This is a genomic window from Phreatobacter sp. (assembly GCF_022843985.1).
GTDB lineage: Bacteria > Pseudomonadota > Alphaproteobacteria > Rhizobiales > Phreatobacteraceae > Phreatobacter.
The window spans coordinates 167,159-185,577 of sequence record NZ_JALHMP010000005.1 but is presented as its reverse complement, the minus strand read 5'-3'; the positions used below and the strand labels follow the sequence as shown (position 1 = coordinate 185,577).

13 protein-coding genes are annotated in these 18,419 nt (G+C 66.9%); 11 read left to right on the top strand and 2 right to left on the bottom strand.

The window, feature by feature from the left end; all coding sequences use genetic code 11:
• The first annotated feature begins 8 nt into the window (after positions 1-8).
• The 7 genes from Q0C57_RS05420 to Q0C57_RS05390 are packed head-to-tail and all read left to right on the top strand — an operon-like array spanning position 9 to position 8,198.
• Positions 9-1,757: a molybdopterin cofactor-binding domain-containing protein gene (locus Q0C57_RS05420; protein WP_296573127.1), complete on the top strand. Its 1,749-nt coding sequence runs from the start codon at positions 9-11 to the stop codon at positions 1,755-1,757.
• Position 1,758: 1 nt separating this feature from the next.
• Entirely contained in the window at positions 1,759-2,793 is a 1,035-nt protein-coding gene (locus Q0C57_RS05415) for a molybdopterin cofactor-binding domain-containing protein (protein ID WP_296573124.1), read from the top strand.
• A 5-nt stretch (positions 2,794-2,798) separates the two neighbouring features.
• A complete protein-coding gene (locus Q0C57_RS05410; RefSeq protein WP_296573120.1) occupies positions 2,799-3,683 on the top strand; it encodes a MoxR family ATPase in 885 nt (294 codons plus the stop codon).
• On the top strand, positions 3,680-4,810 hold the full coding sequence (locus tag Q0C57_RS05405) for a VWA domain-containing protein (protein WP_296573116.1): 1,131 nt from the start codon (positions 3,680-3,682) through the stop codon (positions 4,808-4,810). The genes Q0C57_RS05410 and Q0C57_RS05405 overlap by 4 nt, the downstream gene beginning before the upstream one ends.
• The gene (locus Q0C57_RS05400; RefSeq protein WP_296573111.1) at positions 4,807-5,676 is read left to right on the top strand and encodes an amidohydrolase family protein; all 870 of its coding nucleotides are present in this window, start codon (positions 4,807-4,809) and stop codon (positions 5,674-5,676) included. The genes Q0C57_RS05405 and Q0C57_RS05400 overlap by 4 nt, the downstream gene beginning before the upstream one ends.
• Positions 5,677-5,694: 18 nt before the next feature.
• A complete protein-coding gene (locus tag Q0C57_RS05395; protein ID WP_296573107.1) occupies positions 5,695-6,543 on the top strand; it encodes an MBL fold metallo-hydrolase in 849 nt (282 codons plus the stop codon).
• Between the two features lie 53 nt (positions 6,544-6,596).
• A complete protein-coding gene (locus Q0C57_RS05390; protein WP_296573103.1) occupies positions 6,597-8,198 on the top strand; it encodes an isochorismatase family protein in 1,602 nt (533 codons plus the stop codon).
• A gap of 84 nt (positions 8,199-8,282) precedes the next feature.
• On the opposite strand, the gene Q0C57_RS05385 is transcribed toward Q0C57_RS05390, so the two are convergent.
• Both Q0C57_RS05385 and Q0C57_RS05380 read right to left on the bottom strand, forming a co-directional pair.
• Positions 8,283-10,574, bottom strand: coding sequence for an FG-GAP-like repeat-containing protein (locus Q0C57_RS05385; RefSeq protein WP_296573101.1), 2,292 nt, complete (start codon positions 10,572-10,574; stop codon positions 8,283-8,285).
• A 12-nt stretch (positions 10,575-10,586) separates the two neighbouring features.
• Complete coding sequence (locus Q0C57_RS05380; protein WP_296573098.1) at positions 10,587-10,772, bottom strand: hypothetical protein; 186 nt, start codon at positions 10,770-10,772, stop codon at positions 10,587-10,589.
• A gap of 954 nt (positions 10,773-11,726) precedes the next feature.
• Here Q0C57_RS05380 and Q0C57_RS05375 point away from each other — a divergent pair.
• From Q0C57_RS05375 to Q0C57_RS05360, 4 genes are all read left to right on the top strand, one after another.
• Positions 11,727-13,499, top strand: a complete 1,773-nt coding sequence (locus Q0C57_RS05375; RefSeq protein ID WP_296573095.1) for a type I secretion system permease/ATPase — start codon at positions 11,727-11,729, stop codon at positions 13,497-13,499.
• On the top strand, positions 13,496-14,824 hold the full coding sequence (locus Q0C57_RS05370; RefSeq protein ID WP_296573092.1) for an HlyD family type I secretion periplasmic adaptor subunit: 1,329 nt from the start codon (positions 13,496-13,498) through the stop codon (positions 14,822-14,824). The genes Q0C57_RS05375 and Q0C57_RS05370 overlap by 4 nt, the downstream gene beginning before the upstream one ends.
• A 493-nt stretch (positions 14,825-15,317) precedes the next feature.
• The gene (locus tag Q0C57_RS05365; RefSeq protein WP_296573090.1) at positions 15,318-17,564 is read left to right on the top strand and encodes an FG-GAP-like repeat-containing protein; all 2,247 of its coding nucleotides are present in this window, start codon (positions 15,318-15,320) and stop codon (positions 17,562-17,564) included.
• 387 nt (positions 17,565-17,951) lie between these two features.
• Positions 17,952-18,410 (top strand): (2Fe-2S)-binding protein, encoded by a 459-nt coding sequence (locus Q0C57_RS05360; protein WP_296573087.1) that lies wholly within the window; start codon positions 17,952-17,954, stop codon positions 18,408-18,410.
• Positions 18,411-18,419: the final 9 nt, after the last annotated feature.

Sequence of the window (18,419 nt, the reverse complement as noted above, 5' to 3'; positions counted from 1 at the left end):
AGGCGACGATGCTGGAATTCCGCAAGGATCTCTTCGCCGCCGAGCGCGACGACAATCTCAACATCGTCGGCAAGGGCGCCCAGCGCCAGGACATGCCCGGCCATGTCACGGGACGCTCGCCCTTCTTCGACGATCACGCCTTCGAGGGGCTGCTCCATCTGAAGGTGGTGCGCAGCCCGCATCACCACGCCCGTATCCGGGCCATCGACACCACCGCCGCCGAGCGGGCGCCGGGCGTCAAGCGCATCCTGCGCGGCGCCGACGTGCCGCTGAACAAGAACACCCTCCTCAGCCTGATCAATTTCGGCAAGGACGACGAGCCGACGCTGGCGGTGAGCAAGGTCTCCTACAAGGGCGAACCCGTTGTGGCGATCATCGCCGAGACCGAGCAGCAGGCCCTGGCCGCACGGGCGCTGGTGCGCGTCGACTACGACGTGCTGCCCCATGTCTTCGACGTCGAGGAGGCACTGAAGCCAGGCGCACCCGTCGTCAACGAGACCTATCCGAACAATTATTTTGAATATCACGACCGCTACGATCACTCGAAGCTGCGTTTCGGCGACGTCGACAGGGCCTTCGCCACGGCCGACTTCATCGTCGACGACCGCTACCAGATGTCGCCCATCGAGCACGCGCCAACCGAGACCAACGGCTCCATCGCCGCGCCCGAGCAGAACGACCGCTTCGTCGTGCATTCCTGCGCACAGGGCCTGTTCTTCTCCCTCGGCACGGCGGCCAAGATCCTCAAGCTCGAATCCAACCGCCTGCATTTCATCGGCGGCACGGTGGGCGGCGGCTTCGGCGGCAAGGTCGACTCCCTGACCGAGCCGCTGTCGATCCTCGGCGCCATGATGACCGGCCAGCCGGTCCGCTATGTCCTCGATCGCGAGGAGGAGATGCTCTACGGCTCGCCGCGCGGTGCCGAGCGCATCTACATCAAGGACGGCATCCTGCGCGACGGCCGCATCGTCGCCCGCCGCATCCGCAGCTATTTCGACGCCGGCGCCTATACGCGCCTGTCGAGCTACGCCGCGATCAAGTGCACCGCGCATCTGCCGGGGCCCTACACGATCCCCAATGTCAGCGCCGACATCTATGTGGCCTATACCAACCGCTGCCCTTCGACCGCCATGCGCGGCTTCGGGATCACCGCGGTCGATTTCGCGCTGGAGGTCCATATGGACAAGGGCGCGGAGGCCTGCGGCATGGACCCGATGGAATTCCGCATCCTCAACGCCTACCGCGACGAGGACATGAAGGCGCATCGCCGGGTCGCCAAGAACACGGCCCTCATCGAATGCGTGCAGGTCGTGGCGGAGAAGGCGGGATGGCCACTGTCCGACGAGGCGCGACGCCAGTCCTCCCTGACCGGTGGCGGCGGCGCCCGCGCGCTGATCCCGGCGACGCCCATCGACGATAATGGCCGCATCGGCAGGCCGGAAACCCGGACGGGTCCCGCCACCGAGACTCTGCCGGCGGGCGCCATGCGCATTCCCATGACCAAGCAGCCGATCATGGAGGGGTCTGCCGAAGCCCGGCCGACACCCGCTGCCGTGCCGCAATACGAGCCCTACCGGCCGACGCCGGCGAGCATGCCGCCCGCCTACCAGCCGATGCCGGCGGCCCCGCCGCCCGCCATGCCGCCAACGGCCGCCACCGCACCGCCCCCCGCTGCGGCCCCGGCCCCGGCCCCGGCGCAGCCGACACAGCACGGCGCCGTGCGCTTTTCCTCCGTCTTCGGCACGAGGAGGCGCTGACATGGCCCGGCACCGGGGGCGCGGCATGGCGTCCGTCAACTATCCCATCGGCATGAATCTCGGGGGAGACCCGAGCCAGGCACTGATCCACTCCAATCCGGACGGCAAGTTCACCGTCGCGCTCTCGGCCATCGACCTCGGTCAGGGCATGAAACAGGTGACGCGTCAGGTCGCGGCGGAAACGCTCGGCGTGCCGATGGAGGACGTCTATGTCGACACCGCCGACAGCGACACCGGCCCCCACGACATGGGCAGTTTCGCCTCGCGCGGCACGCATCGCATGGGCAATGCCGTCATCGCCGCCGCCCGCGAGGCGCGCGGCGTCCTGCTGGAGGCGGCTGCCGAGGAACTTGAGGTCAATGCCGGAGATCTGGTCACCGACGGGCGTGGCAACATTCACGTGAAGGGGGCGCCGTCGCGGTCGATCACGGTCAAGGCCACCGCCCAGGCGGCGCAGTTCAAGCAGGGCAAGACCATCGCAGGGCGCGGCATCTTCCTCATCCCGCTGTCGACGGTCGATCCGCAGACCGGCGAGTTGAACCCCAACACCGCCTTCGCCCATGCCTGCCTCGTCGCCGATGTCGAGGTCGACGACGAGACCGGCGAGGTCACCGTGCTGAAGATGGCCTCGGCCTACGAATTGGGGCGGGCGATCAATCCGAAGATGGTCGAGCAGCAGCTCGTCGGCGGCGCCTGGATGGGCATCAGCCACGCGCTCTACGAGACGCCGGAGCCCTATTATCCCGACCCAAGCCACGGGCCGCGCGACTTCAACGAATATCTGATGCCGGGCCCCGGCGACACCGCGCCCTATTCGGTGACGATTCTTGAGCGGCCCGCCCCCGACGGCCCCTTCGGCGGTAAGGGACCGGGCGAGATGTGCGCCAACCCGGTGCTGCCGGCCATTGCCAACGCGGTCTACAACGCCGTCGGCGTCCGGGTGAACGACCTGCCGATCACGCCGGAGAAGGTGCTGCGCGGCATCAAGGCCAATGGCGGGGCAAGGCCCCAGCCGCGCCGTGGCGGGGGAGGCTGAGGGCCATGGCGCTGCAACCGCCCATCGCCGGCCTTGCGAGCCCCGAGGCCCTGGCCGAGGCGCTGAGGGCCGCGCTCTATCTCGCCGATGACGGCATCGCCACGGCCGGATTCCTGGCGCTGGCGCTCGGCAAGCCGTTGCTGCTTGAGGGGGCGCCCGGCGTCGGCAAGACCGAGGCGGCCAAGGCGCTGGCGGGCATCCTCGGCCGGCAGCTCATCCGCCTGCAATGTTTCGAGGGCATCGACGCCTCCGCGGCCCTCTACGAATGGAACTATCCCCGCCAGATGCTCGCCATCCGCCAGGCGCGGGAGGGCGACACGGTCGACATCTACCGCGACGATTTCCTCATCGAGCGGCCGATGCTGGCGGCGCTCAGGCGGCCGGAGTCCACCGTGCTGCTGATCGACGAGATCGACCGTTCCGACCATGAATTCGAGGCCTTCCTCCTCGAATTCCTCTCCGACTTCTCCATTTCCATCCCCGAACGTGGCACGCTGCGCGCCGCCGATCGGCCCGTCGTCGTCCTCACCTCCAACCGCACCCGCGACCTGCATGAGGCGCTGCGCCGCCGCTGCGTCTACCACTACATCCCCTATCCCGACCCGGCGCGCGAGGCGGCCATCATCATGCTGCGCTCCTCCGCCGTGGCCGAGGGCACGGCGCGGGCGATCGTCCATGCCGTGGGCCTGCTGCGGCAGGAGCCGCTCACCAAGCCGCCCGGCGTGGCGGAAGCCGTCGACTGGGCGGAGGCGGCGACCGCCCTCCACCGCACCGGCGCGTCCTGGCCTGACGCCTTCCGTCGCTCGATCGGCACAGCCCTGAAGGACGAGGAGGACTTCGCGCTCATGCGCCCGCGCATGGACGCGTTCATCCGGGCGGTGGCGGCATGAGCGCCCCCCTCGCCCCGCCGCGACTGCCGGCCGCCGCCCGGCCCCTCGTCGCCTTCACCACGTTGCTGCGCGCCAACGGCTTCGCCGTCGCGCCGGAGCAGACCGTCCTCTTCCTCAGCGCGGTGCAGCTTCTCGGACCGCGCTCCATCGAGGATGTGCGCAAGGCTGCGGTGGCGACGATCGGCCCCCCCTTCGAGCGGCGGGACACGTTCGACGCGCTCTTCGACAGCCATTTCCTCGGCGCCGCCGGCGAGCCCGGCGAGGACGATTCATGGCAGCCCGACGACGAGATGAAGGTCGAGGAGGAGGGCGCCGGTCAGGAAATCCTGATCGGCGAAGAGGTGCATGAGACCGGCCGCGAGGCGACCAGCGCCGAAGCCCTGGCCGTCCGCCAGTTGCAGCCCCCGGACGACAGCGACACCCTCAACCGATTCACACGCGACCTTCCCGAGGCCCTGCCCCGGCGGCGCGGCTATCGTCAGCGGCGCGCCCGGCGTGGCCCCGGCTTCGACCTCGCCGCCAGCCTCAAGGCCGCCATCCGCAATGACGGGGAGGTCATGGCGCTGAAGCGCTGGCGGCGGAGCAGCCGCGTGCGGCCGGTCCTGCTGCTGATCGACGTGTCGGGTTCGATGAAGCAGCGGACCGACGCCAATCTCGCCCTCGCCCATGCCCTCGTCCAGGGGGCCCCGCGGGTCGAGGTCTTCACCTTCGGAACGCGGCTGACCCGCCTCACCACGGCGCTGAAGCGCCGCAACCGCAGCCGGGCCCTCGGCATCGCCGCCGATCTGGTCGCCGACTGGGATGGCGGAACGCGGATCGGTGACGCCCTCGAGACCTTCCTCGCAGTACCACGATTTGCCGGCTATGCACGCGGCGCCGTCGTCCTGATCCTGTCGGACGGGCTGGAGCGCGGCGACCCCGGCGCCATGATCCGGGCTGTCCGGCACCTCGCGGCACGGGCGCACCGCATCGACTGGCTGTCGCCCCTGGCGACCGGGCGCGACTACCGCCCCGCAACCGAGGGGCTCGCCGCCATCCGGCCCTTCATCACCTCGCTGACCAATGGCGGGACGACCGCCGCCATTTGCCGCCATGTCCTGTCGATCGGCCGGGAGCGCGCGGCATGATCGACGCCCATTTCCATATCTGGCGTCAGGCCGACCTGCCATGGCTCACCGGGCCCATGCAGCCGCGGATCTTCGGCCCCTATGAACCGATCCGGCGCGACTATCCGGTGACCGAATATCTCGCCGATGCCGCGGTGTCGGGCCTGACCGGGGCGGTCTATGTCCAGGCCAACTGGCCGGTGGACCGCTTCCTCGCGGAAGCGGCCTTTGTCGCCCAAGCCGCCGCGGAGAGCGGCTTTCCCATCGCCATCGTCGCCTATGCCGACATGCTGGCCGGCGATGTCCGCCCGCAGCTCGAGGCCCTCGCCCGCAATGCCAGCATCCGTGGCGTGCGCCAGCAGTTGCACTGGCACGAGAACCCGCTCTACCGCTTTGCCGCCGATCCGGATCTGGCCACCAATCCGACCCTGCAGCGCAACATCGCCCGCCTTTCCGACTATGGCTGGAGTTTCGACCTGCAGGTCTTCGCCGGGCAGATGGCGGGGGCTGCCGCTCTCGCCGACGCCTGTCCCGGTGTGACCTTCGTCCTGCAGCATGCCGGCATGCTGGAGGATCTTTCCGAGGGCGGCATGGAGGCCTGGCGGGCTGGCATGGCCATGCTCGCAGCAAGGCCGAACGTCGTCAGCAAGCTATCCGGGCTCGGCACGTTCCTGCGCCGCAACGATCCCGGCCACGTGGCCATGGTCGTCCGGGAAACCCTGGCGCTGTTCGGCGCCGAGCGCTGCCTGTTCGGATCCAACTTTCCGATCGAGAAGCTCTGGACCACTTATGCCGCGCTCCTCGACGCCCATCGGGCCGCCGTCCCCGCGGGGGATCACGCCGCTGTCTTTTCATCAACCGCCAAGCGGGTCTACCGGCTGGCCTGACAACAATCGGAGGGAACGATGCCACTTGAGATCAAGGTCCTCGACTACGGCGACATCGAGCTGGAATCGAGCTTTCTCGTGCTCGGGCGGGGCTGCGGCCAGCGCAAGCGCACCTATACCTACGGCTTCCTCATCCTCGGCGGCCCCTGGCCCGTTGTCGTCGATACCGGCTACCGCCACAACCAGATCATGGAGAGCCTCGGCATGCGCGGGCTCCAGTTCCACGAGAACATGATCGAGAACCAGCTGATGAAATACGGCGTGCGGATGGGCGATGTCCGCTATGTCGCCCATACCCACCTGCACATCGACCATGCCGGCAAGGACGAGCTGTTCCCGATGAACACCACGGTGATCATCAACCGGCGGGAGCTGGAATACTCGGTCTCGGGCCTGATGCACCCGCAATATCCGGCCCCCGACATCAAGCATCTGATCGACCGGCTGCACACGAAACATGCGCTGCGGCTCGAAGATCTCGAACTGACCGGGATGATCGAGCTCTTTCCCGGCTGCTACCTGGAAGCGGCCGGCGCCCACACCGAGGGTTCGATGAATGTCCACGTCGACACGGCCGAGGGCCGGGCCACGATCTGTGGCGACGTGATCTACGATTTCAACGACCAGATCATCAATCCTTTCCATGAGATCCATGCCGACGAGCCCCGGGTCACCGGCAACCACGGGACCTCGAAGCGCCAGGAGAAGGCGGCGATCAAGAAACTCCTGAACTCGTCCCGCTTCCTCCTGCCGGTGCACGACAAGCCGGCCAAGATCGAGGCGGGCCAGGTCGTTGCACGGCTCGACATGTCTGTGCCGGGGCCGGTGACGCAGTCATTGCCGCCACGGTCCTGGTTCCCCGCCTGATCCCTGTCGTCCCCAGGGCCTCCCGGACGGAGGCCACCGAGCGAGATCGCCCCATGACCACCCATGTCGCCGTCACGCCGGCCTTCAACGGCCTCATCGACCTCTGGGCGCCGGTGCGCCAGTTCGGCACCGGCTTCCAGTTCACCGAAGGGCCGATCTGGCACCCGCGCGACGGTCATCTCCTGTTCTCCGACATGCCCGGCGACGTGCGCCGGCGCTGGGACAGGACGGGCATCCGCGAGGTCATGCGGCCGGCCAACAAGTGCAACGGGATGACCTATGACGGCGATCTCAACCTGATCGTCTGCGAGCATGCGACCTCGACCCTGGTGCGCGAGCGGCCGGACGGCCGGCGCGAGGTGATCGCCTCCCATGTCGACGGACGCGAGCTCAACAGCCCCAACGACGTCGTGGTGAAATCCGACGGCGCCATCTATTTCTCCGATCCCTGGTATGGCCGCATGCCGGTCTATGGCGTGGAGCGGCCGCGCCAACTCGGCTTCCAGGGGGTCTATCGCATCCCGCCGGGTGGCGGCGCGCCCCAGCTTCTGGTCGACCGTTACCTGTTCGAACAGCCGAACGGCCTGTGCTTCTCGCCCGACGAGAAGCAGCTCTACATCAACGACACGGTGCAGCAGTTGATCCGCGTCTTCGACGTCCTGCCGAACGGATCCCTCGGCGCCGGCCACGTCTTCGCCTCCGGCATTGCCTCCCCCTCAGAGCCCGGCGTGCCCGACGGCATGAAATGCGACGCGCTGGGCAATGTCTGGGTCTGCGGCCCCGGTGGCGTCTGGGTCTATTCCCCCGCCGGGATTCTGATCGGTAAGGTGCGGGTCCCCGAACTCGTCGGCAACCTGACCTGGGGCGGGGCCGATTTCCGCACCCTGTTCCTCACGGCCACCCACTCCCTCTACGCCGTCGACACCAAGGTCGGGCCGCGCAGCGAGCCCTACATGATCGCCGCCGGCGCGCCGCAGCGGACAGATGGGGGGACGAAACCGGTCGCGGCCGCGGCGGTGTCCCGCAACGGCACGCTGAAATGCGCACCCGGCTATGAACTCGATCCCGGGCGTTGCGCCGTCATCGTGCAGGACATGCAGAACGACGTGGTGATCGAGGGTGGCGCCTTCGCCGCCTCCGGGTCACCGGCCCATTGCCGCGAGCAGAATGCCATCGCCAATGCCGCACGCCTCGCCGCCGCCGCGCGCAGCAAGGGCGTCCCCGTCATCCATGTCTGGTTCCTCGTCGATCCCGGCTGCCCCGGGGTCACCATGAACGCCCCCCTCTTCGAGGGACTTGCCGACGCCAAGGCCCTGGTGCGCGGCACCTGGGGCGCCGCGCCCGTGCCCGGCCTCGAGGCGATGGCCGGCGACCACGTGGTCGAGAAGCAGCGCATGAGCGCCTGGGAGGGCTCCCGCCTCGAAACCGTGCTGCGGGCCCTTGGCCGCGACATCGTCATCGTCACCGGTGCCTGGACCAACATGTCGATCGAGCACACCGCCCGCACCGGTGCCGACAAGGGCTACTACATGATGGTCCCCGAGGATGCCTGCTCGACCATGAATGCCGAATGGCACACGGCCTCGGTCAATTACGCGCTCCAGAACGTGGCCGTGGTGACCGACGTCGACGCCATCATCCGGGCCTGGGACTGACGTACCGGACGCGGGCGCCGCCGGGCTGGGCCTCAGCGCCGGGCGGCCGCGTTTACCCGCGCGACGGCTCGCCGGGCCCCCGCCTCACGCCACCGCGAGCCATTGGGTGCCAAGCGCACCGGAGATCGTGCCCCAGCCATTGAAGACGCCGGCGTCCATGTTGGCGTAATAGGTGATGCCGCTGGAGGTGTTCTGGATGATGACGTCGCGATGGCCGTCGTTGTCGACATCGGCGGTCCCTCGGACCTCCCAGCCGGAGAGGCCGTTGGCCACCACGCCCCAGCCTGCATTGGTGCCGCCGAGCATGTTCACCCACCAGATGTCGCCGGTCACCGAATTGCGGAACACGACGTCGACATAACCGTCGCCGTTGAGGTCGGCGGCCTCGCGCGCCACCCACTGCGCCCCTGCCGGACCCGACACCGTGCCCCACTGGTTGTTGACCAGGTCGCGATAATAGGTCGTGCCGGTCGCGATGTCCTGCACCAGGATGTCGGAGGCACCGTCGCGGTTGAAGTCGCCGAGCCCGACGGTGCGCCAACCGGTGCCGATATTGGGCCCCATGACCCAGCCGCCAAAGGTGCCGCCGGCATTCATGTCGGCGATGTAGTTGATGCCGGTCGTGTTGTCGCGGACCAGCACGTCCGGCGTGCCGTCGCGGGTGACATCACCGATGGCGATCGCCTGGAAGTTGCTGGTCAGGCCCGTGCTGACAACGCCCCAGGCCGGCGTCCCCGACGCAATGCTGAGCGTGTAGATCGCGCCGTTGCTCGTGTTCTGCACCAGAGCGTCAGCCCGCCCGTCACCGGTGAAATCACCAGAGCCCACCAGCCGCCAGCCGGCCGGCAGCGAGCCCAGGACATTGCCAAAGCCCGATGCCGTGCCCGCATTCATGTTCTGGTAGATGATCTGGCCGGTGGCGCTGTTCTGGAACAGCACGTCGTCGAAGAACGAGCCGTCTATGTTGGAGACGAGGTTCTGCTGGATGCCGGCAAGCCCGAAGGCCTGGGCGCCGTTGTTGAAGCCGAGCGTCTCGATGCGGACCAAGGTGTCGACGCCGTCCGTGCCCGTCGCAGCCGTCACCTGGGTGAAGAACTGACCGCCGGACACGAAGGACCGCACGAAGTAACTGGCGCGGCCCAGGGAGAACAGTGCAGCGTCAGCGCCGGTGCCGCCGTCGAGCCCGTCATTGCCGGAGCCACCAACCAGGATATCGTTGCCGTCCCCGCCAAGAACCGTGTCGTTGCCGGCGCCACCCATCAGGTAGTTGTTCGCGGCATTGCCGATGATCGTGTCATTTCCCGAGCCGCCGATGGCATTTTCGATCAGGGAGCGGGCATCGCCGTTGAACTGCAACGCATTGAAGATATTGCCGGGGGCGATATTGAAGTTGCCGAGATTGGCCAGTTGCACCGATGAGGTGATGGAAAAGGCTCCGGGTGTCAGATTGACCGACAGATTGGACGTGTAGTTGGAGAAGTTGTAGGTATCGTTGCCGTTGCCGTCCCAGATGGTCAGGAAAATCCGGTTTCCACCGGGCGCGCCCTGCCCGACGCCGTTGATGAACATCTCACCGGTGGTCGGGCTCCAGCTATAGGTGGTGTTGCCCGAATTGGTGTTGAAGTTCGCACCGTACATGGTCTGCAGCGCGGCGATGTCATACATCATGAACGTCTGTGCATAGCCGTTCGTTTCGTTGGTATAACCGGTCACCGGGCCGCCCTGGTAGGAACGATAGGTCATCACCGAATAGGCCATCTGGTCGAAGGCGGACTGCATCGAGGTGTTTGCGACACCGGCCGTCTCGTGCCCGTGTTTCAGGCCGAGCGCATGACCGAGCTCATGAATCACGGTCGCCCAGGCATATTGGCCGCGAACCGGGTTCTGAAAACTGGCAGTGCTGGTTCCATACCAGATGTCGCCGCCCTTCGTGCCGTCCGAAGGATAGTAGGCCCAGGCCGTCGGAGGCAAACTCGAGAAGGCCGTCCGCACGTCGGCTGCCGACCCGGCGCCGACCTCCGTCGTGACGAGGTTCGTATATTGCGACACCAGGTTCATGGCAAAACGCGTGGCTGTCTGTAACGCAGCCGTCGCCGCGCCGAAATTATTGGCAGCCTCCGAGTACCCCGCTTCATACTGCGAGGCCAGCGTCGGGAAGGAATAGGTCAACGTGGCACCGCCCCAGCGGCTGCCCCAGAGCAGACCGTCGATGTTGATGTTACCCGTCGCTCCCTGGAACGCCCAGAAATTCGGGCCGCCACCACCATGGATCGGTCCGTCCTGTCCGTCATAGACGTCTTGCGCGACGAAGGTCGGCAGCGTCACGCCGACGTTGTCATTCTGCCAATAGGCGTTTAACGCGCAGACTCGGCACATGGTGAGTTCCCCTTAAGGCGAGGGCGACTGGACTGGAGGGGTGATACCGAGCTTCCGCAGACGGGCTTCGGCCTCAGCGCGATAGCGGCTGGCCGGATGGCGCTCGATGAAGAGGATGTAGGCTTCTGCCGTGCCCTTGATGTGCGCGGCGTCAAGCTCCTCGCGCTCGGCAACATGACCGGGGCGGGGCAGTGGCATGGATGCCGACCGGATCGCCCCAGGGACAAGGCCTGACAGTCGCGATCCCTGTTCGGCGGGTGCCTGCTGGGAATAGGCCGGTTCCCCGACATGATCTGGCGGTATCGGCATCATCGTGTCCCGTCGATCCCTATCGTCCCATGCACGATGACAGCTTTCGTGTTACGCGGTAGCTAACAATGTATGCGTCGATGTCACAACAAATGGCGCGAGCCGAAGCGGATGCGATCTCCACCGAATGGGGCCCCAGAAACTCAAACCCCCGTCGCGCGAGAAATACGCGAATGGGCTTGGTGTCCCGAACTTCGACGCATCCCCAGAGACGAGCGACGGAAAGAGGCTCAAAGGAGCCGCAACTGCGATGCCAAAGACGAAGAACCTTTCACCCGCCGCCACAGACTTGACAGAAGAAAATGATAGCCAGCCTCACCTTCTGTTAGCAAGGCATATTTTTCAGACCCAAGCAGAGGTCAGCCGCCTCACAAGCAATGCGGGGGAACTTATGCCCTTGACCGCAGAGTCATGGCGCCTGATGCTTCATGTCGTCAATTGTTTCGGTGTCCCTCTAGTGGCGCGCCTGAGGGTTCCGGTCGAGCCAAAGCGGCCGGCCGGGAAGGCTCGGAGCAATCGGACGCTTGATCGGTGCGACCGTCGCCGTGATCGAAAGACGATGATGTCGGGGTGGCGGAAGCGCAGAGACGGAGATGACGGCCTTTCCAAGCCGAAGTTCGGACACGCCGTCGCGCGATGCGGCCAAGACCCCTTCGCCGCGCTTTCGCTCGCGCCGGCTCGCGCTGACTGTCCTTCCGACAGTCCGCAGCGACGAGCGACCCGCATGAGTGCCCTGGGTGCAGCCCACGTGCGACTGCTTCGACGGGTGAAGCGGTTTCGTTGCGATAACAGGCGCAGCGCGGAGGACAGCCCTCCCGGCAACGACGGATTTCGGAGCCTGGCATGAACACCACCCCGCACATGATGAGGACGGGCGGGCCCGACCCCGTGCTCCGCGCCTTTCGCACGGTTCGCGGCGACTGGTTTCATGTCGCCGTCTTCTCGGCCTTCGTGAATGTTCTGATGCTCACCGGCCCGCTCTACATGCTGCAGGTCTACGATCGGGTCCTCGCAAGCCGCTCGATCCAGACGCTGGTCGCGCTGTCCCTGATAGCCCTGGCCGCATTCCTGCTGCAGGGCGCGCTCGATGCGCTCCGGCTGAAGCTGCTGAGCCGCATCGGTGCCAAGATCGACCGCGAACTCTCGCCTCTCGCTGGGCGTGCCGTCGTCACCTTGCCGCTGATGGGCGCCAAGCCGGGCGCCCCGCAGCAGCCGATCCGCGATCTCGACGCCCTGCGCAGCTTTCTCGGCAGCCTGGGTCCGACGGCGCTGCTCGACATGCCGTTCATGCCGCTGTTCCTGGCGGCCTGTTTTCTCCTCCACCCGCTGCTCGGATGGCTCACGGTGGCCGGCGGGGTGGTGATCCTCGCCCTGACCTGGCTGACGGACCGCAAGAGTGCCGGACCAACCCGCGACGTCACGGTGAGCGGTGCGGAGCGCATGAGCATCGCCGAAAGCGGCCGCCGCAATGCCGAGGCGATCCGCGCCCTTGGCATGACCTCGGCGTTCAGCGCCCGTCACCAGAAGGCGCATGACGGCCATGTCAGGGACGGGCTGGCGCTGTCCGATGCCGCGAGCGGCATAGGCGCCTATGCCAAGGTGGTGCGCTTCGGACTGCAATCGGCGGTGCTCGGCCTCGGGGCCTGGCTCGTGGTGCGCGGCGAACTGACCCCAGGCGCGATGATCGCGGCCTCCATCCTGACGAGCCGGGCCATGGCGCCGATCGAACTGGCCGTCGCGCATTGGAAGAGCTTCGTCGCAGCACGTCAGGGCTATCAGCGCCTGAAGTCGATCGCTGTGCATCTGCAGGATCAGGACAAGGCGATCGAACTGCCGAGGCCCCACAAATCGCTTCAGGTCAGCGAGGCGACGGTCGCCGCGCCGGGGTCCCAGCGAATCATCGTACACGGCGTCAGCTTCCAGTTGAAGGCGGGACAGGCGGTCGGTCTGGTGGGGCCCTCCGGCTCGGGCAAGTCGACGCTCGCCCGCGGGCTCGTCGGCGTCTGGCCGCTGGTCGGCGGCGCGGTCCGCCTCGACGGGGCACGCCTCGACCAGTGGCATCCCGAGCAGCTCGGCCGCGCGCTCGGCTACCTGCCGCAGGACGTCGAGCTGTTCGACGGCACGGTCGCCGAGAACATCGCCAGGCTCGATCCCGCCATGACCTCAGATGCCGTCCTCAAGGCGGCGGCGGCGGCCGGCGCGCACGACATGATCGTCGGTCTGGCGAACGGCTACGATACGGTGATCGGCGAGCGTGGCACGGCCTTGTCTGGCGGGCAGCGGCAAAGGATCGCCCTGGCGCGGGCGCTCTATGGCGACCCATTCCTCGTCGTCCTCGACGAGCCGAACGCCAGCCTCGACAACGAAGGCGACGAGGCGCTCACCGATGCGATCCGAGCGGTCAAGGCTCGTGGCGGTATCTGTGTCGTCGTCACCCATCGGCAATCGGGACTCGTGGCTGTGGATATGGTGGGCGTGATGGCGCTTGGACAGCTGCAGGCATTCGGCCCCTGCGACGAGGTGATGCAGAAGCTGAGGCGGCCGCCGGCGACGGCGCGATCGGTCCCCGCGCGCCAGCCGTTCGGCTCAGTTCGCAGCACCGGAGGTCAGCCATGAGCCGGGATGATCGTCAGCCCGGCCTTGCGCCGGACATCGACCGGGCCAGCGGCAAGGCGAAGCGCGCGGGCTACCTCGCCCTCGTCATTTTTCTCGGCACGCTCGGCGTCTGGGGGGCCCGCGCCTCGATCGCGGGTGCGGTCGTCGCCCAGGGCCACTTCGTCGTCGAGAGCAATGTCAAGAAAGTGCAGCACCAGCAGGGCGGCATCGTCGGAGAACTGCGCGTCCGCGAAGGCCAGGTGGTCCGGGAAGGCGACCTTCTGATCCGCCTTGACGACACCATGGCGCGCGCCAACCTGCAGATCCTGACACGCCAGATCGACGAGTTCATCGTGCGTTCGTTACGGCTGGAGGCCGAGCGCGACCAGGCGGATGCCGTTGTCGTCCCCGAGGGCATTGAAGCGCGTGCCGGCACCGACCCCACTGTGGCCGCCCTCCTGGTCGCCGAAAAGCGCCTCTTTGCCATCCGCAAGACGGCGCTCGAGGGGCAGCGGGCCCAACTCGCCAAGCGCATCGGACAGATGCAGTCCGAGATCGAGGGCCTGTCGCAGCAGCGAGCGGCCAAGATCCGGGAAGCCCAGTTGATCGAGCGCGAGCTGTCGGGGGTCCGCGACCTGTTCACCCGGAACCTCGTACAGATCACCCGGCTGTCGCAGCTCGAACGCGAGGGATCATCCCTCGAAGGGCAGAAGGGCCTGCTCACCGCGCAGATCGCCCAGGTCCAGGGCCGCATCGCCGAGACGGGGCTGCAGATCATCCAGCTCACCGAGGAGCGGCGCTCAGAGGCCATGAAGGAGCTGCGCGACATTCAGGGGCGCATGGGCGAGCTCTTGGAGCGGCGTACGGCCGCGGAGGACCAGCTGAGACGGGTCGACATCCGCGCCCCGGCGTCCGGGATCGTCCACCAGATGCAGGCGCATACGGTGGGCGGGGTGATCAGCGCGGCCGAACCAGCGATGCTGATCGTTCCCTCCGGCGAACTGCTGCATCTCGATGCGCAGGTCGCGGCCACCGACTACGACCTCGTCTCGCTCGGCCAGCAGGCCCAGATCCGGCTGCGCGCCTTCAACCAGCGGACGACGCCGGAACTCACCGGAACCGTCTCGCGTCTCGCGCCCGATGTCACCCGCGAACAGCAGACGGGGCTGACCTACTACATCGTCCGCATCACCATTCCGCCGGCCGAGCTCGCCCGCATCGCACCGCTGACCATCAGTGCCGGCATGCAGGCCGACGTCTTCCTCGCAACCGGCGACCGCTCCCCGGTGAGCTATCTCGTCAGGCCGGTCCTCGACCAGTTCGCCAAGGCTTTCCGGGAACGCTAGCATCGGAACCCGGTCGCCGCAGAAGGTGGACCTCCAGAACCTGAACGCCGGCCGGCGGCTTCGGCATGATGACCGGCGCACTCGGCACGCAATGGCTCGCGGTGGCGTGAGGGCCGACCGCCTGATTGGACCCGGAGAAGGGTGAGCAAGTCGCGACGGCGCATCTGGAGTGCGCCGTGGACGGCCTGCGAAAGCGCGGCTCCGAGATGCCGCCCCCGGCACGAGCGCGCACTCTGTCTCAATTCACCTGCACCTTGTCTCAGGGTGCAGAGGTTCCTCCGCCGATTGATTGACGTCCCGTATCTCTCTCCATAAACGCCACCAAGCGCTCCGCCTGCAGCACGAGTCACGGCTTTCCACGCGCCTCGTTCCCGCAGGCTGGACGCACCACCACGCGCCGTCATCTCAGACGAAGCGGCGGATCATGGGGCAAGCCCAGCGAGCGGCTTTCAGCCTGCCTGGACACCAATCAGACCCGAGAGAGACGTCACTCATGCCCGGTCCGACACGCACATTCACTCCCCTGGTCGGTGCACCCAATTCGATCAACGCCAATATCAACAGTCTGGTCCTGAACACCCAATGGGCGACGGGACAGTTGACGTATTCCTTCCCGACCGACGGTGCCCAGTTCACCGGCTACGCTCCCGGTGACGAACCCTTCGTCGGTTTCGAGGCCGCGGGAGCGCCGTATCAGGCCGCCGCGCGTTTCGCCTATCGCACGGTCGCGGAGTTCACCAATGCGACCTTCACAGAAATCGCGCCTTCCGCCGCGAACCCGGCGACCATGCGCTTCGGCATCACCGCCGATCCGGCACCGCGGCCGGGAACCACCGCGGATCTCGCGGGTTGGGGTTATCTGCCTGGAACGAACGACAACGCCGGTGATGTGTGGATCGTCGCCCGCCAGAACATGAACACACCCTTCCCGGTCGGTGACTTCCGCTGGTCGCTCGTCATCCACGAGATCGGCCATGTTCTGGGCCTCGGGCATCCTTTCGAGCCCGGCGCTGCCGGCGGCACCGTCGTCATGGACCCTTCCCGGGACTCGACCGAATACACCATCATGGCTTACCGCGCCTCGACTTCGGTCCCCTCGGTGAACACGGTCGGCTTTCCCGAGACGGGCGGGGAACCGCAGACCTGGATGCAATATGATGTCGCCGCTCTGCAGGCGATCTATGGCGCCAATTTCAACACGCGCTCGGGAAATACAGTCTATACTTGGAACCCCAATACGGGCCAATCTTTCGTCGACGGAATCGCCTATATGGATGCGCCGGGGATCAACCGCATCCTGATGAACATCTGGGACGGCGGCGGGACCGACACTTACGATTTCTCCAACTACACGACGAATGCGCGGATTGACCTGCGACCCGGCGAATGGTCGGCGCCCTCCGAGGCCCAGATCGTCCTCACCAATACCGACGCCAACCCCGGCGTCCGGGCGCCGGGTTCCATCTCAAACTCCCTCCTGTTCAATGGTGATCTGCGCTCGCTGATCGAGAACGCAAATGGCGGTTCGGGCAATGACACGATCCATGGCAATGTCGCCAACAACGGTCTGAACGGCGGTGACGGCAACGATACGATTCTCGGCGATGCAGGCAACGACCTCATCACCGGCGGCGCCGGCAATGACGGGATCGACGGCGGCACCGGCGCCGATGCCGCGCTGTTCTCGAGCGCCCGCGCCAACTATTTCGTGCGCTCCTTCGTCTCGAACGGGCAGATGTTCACGCAGGTGTCGGCGGCGTCCGGCACCGACGGGGTCGACACGCTGGTCAATGTCGAGGCGCTAGGCTTTGCCGGCAATGCTTTCGGCCTGGCCGGCATCCAGCAGAACCTCGTCTCCAACATGGACGGTTCGCTGTTCGACGACGTCCTCTTCCAGAACAGCGCCACGGGTCAGGTCGCCTTCCAGAACATGAATGCCGGAACCGGCTCCGGCTTCGTCAATGTCCTGGGCTCCCTGCCCGCTGGCTGGCGGCTGGTCGGATCAGACGACTTCACCGGTGACGGGCGGGCCGACACGCTGGTGCAGGACACCAACACGGGGTCGATCTACACGGTCAACATCGCCTCCGGCGCCCCGGTCTGGGGCGTGGTCAACGCCGGGCTGACCAGCGCCTTCCAGGCCATCGCCTCGGGTGACGTGACGCGGGACGGCACTGCGGATGTGCTGGTGCGCGACAATGCCACCGGCTTCAACTATATCGCCGACATGGATTCCGGCGGCACCTTCGGCGGCTGGGTGCTCGGTCCGAACCTCGGCACGGGCTGGCGCACCGTCGGCCTCGGCGACTTCAACACCGACGGCGCCTCGGATGTCCTCGTCCAGAACATTGCCGACGGCACCACCTTTTACCGCGACATCGCCAATGGCCAGTGGGGCTTCGTCTCGGGTGCCGTCGGATCTCAATGGGTGGCGCGCGAGGCCGCCGACATCAACGGCGACGGCTATGCCGACGTCGTCTTCCGCAACACCACCACCTCCGACATCTGGTGGGTCAACATGCTCGGCGGCACCAATGCCGGCTGGAACGTCGTGGCCAACGGCCTCGCCGGTTGGGACGTCCGCGGCTCGGCCGATGTCGACAATGACGGCTGGCGCGACGTCATCGTCCAGAACCTCGCTGACGGCACCACCTACTATGCCGACATGAACGCAGGTGGTTTCGGCGGCTGGGGCCTGGTGAGCGGGGCGCTTGGCACCCAATGGCTCGCGGTGGCATGAGAACTGCCCGGGTGGTTTGAAGCCTGCCATAACGGCATCCTGCACCGGAGGCACCGGCATAGGGCAGGGCCGGCGCGGCCACAGCCGCGCCTTCAAACCCGGCGAACATCCGTCCACCGTTGACGCTGCAAGGTCTGCGATACAGCCTCATGCAAGCGACGACGGAGCGTGGAGCAACCGGCCGGCCGCCCAATGGCACGGTGAGAGCGTGCCGCCAGCCCGCAGAGGCACGACCCTCCACCGGCGCGCCCCTGCCGGCTGATTCGCTGCCCCCTCTCGACAACGTGAAGCGCCAACTTGCAGATACGGGTTGTGCCCCGAGCCGGACGAGGCTCGACTCGGGCTGGCAAAGACTGGTGTCAACCCAGCGATCGGGGGAGAGGGCGCGTGGCAAAGCTGAACATCAACGGCCATTTGGTCGAGGTCACCGCGGCGGATGATACGCCGCTCCTCTGGGCGCTGCGCGAACAGGTGGGGCTGACCGGCACCAAATATGGCTGCGGGATCGCCGCCTGCGGCGCCTGCACGGTGCATATCGACGGCCAGGCGGTGCGCTCCTGTGCATTGCCCCTCAGCGGGGTCACCCCGGAGCAGAAGATCGTCACCATCGAGGGCCTGTCGCCGACCGGGATGCACCCGGTCCAGGTCGCCTGGCGCGACCTCGACGTTCCCCAGTGCGGCTATTGCCAGTCCGGCATGATCATGGCGGCGGCCGCACTCCTTGCCGAGAAGCCCAACCCGACGGACGCGGACATCGACAATGCGATGACCAACATCTGCCGCTGCGGCACCTACAACCGTGTCCGCGCCGGCATCAAGCAGGCCGCCGCGAACCGCCAGGGCTGAGGGAGGCCG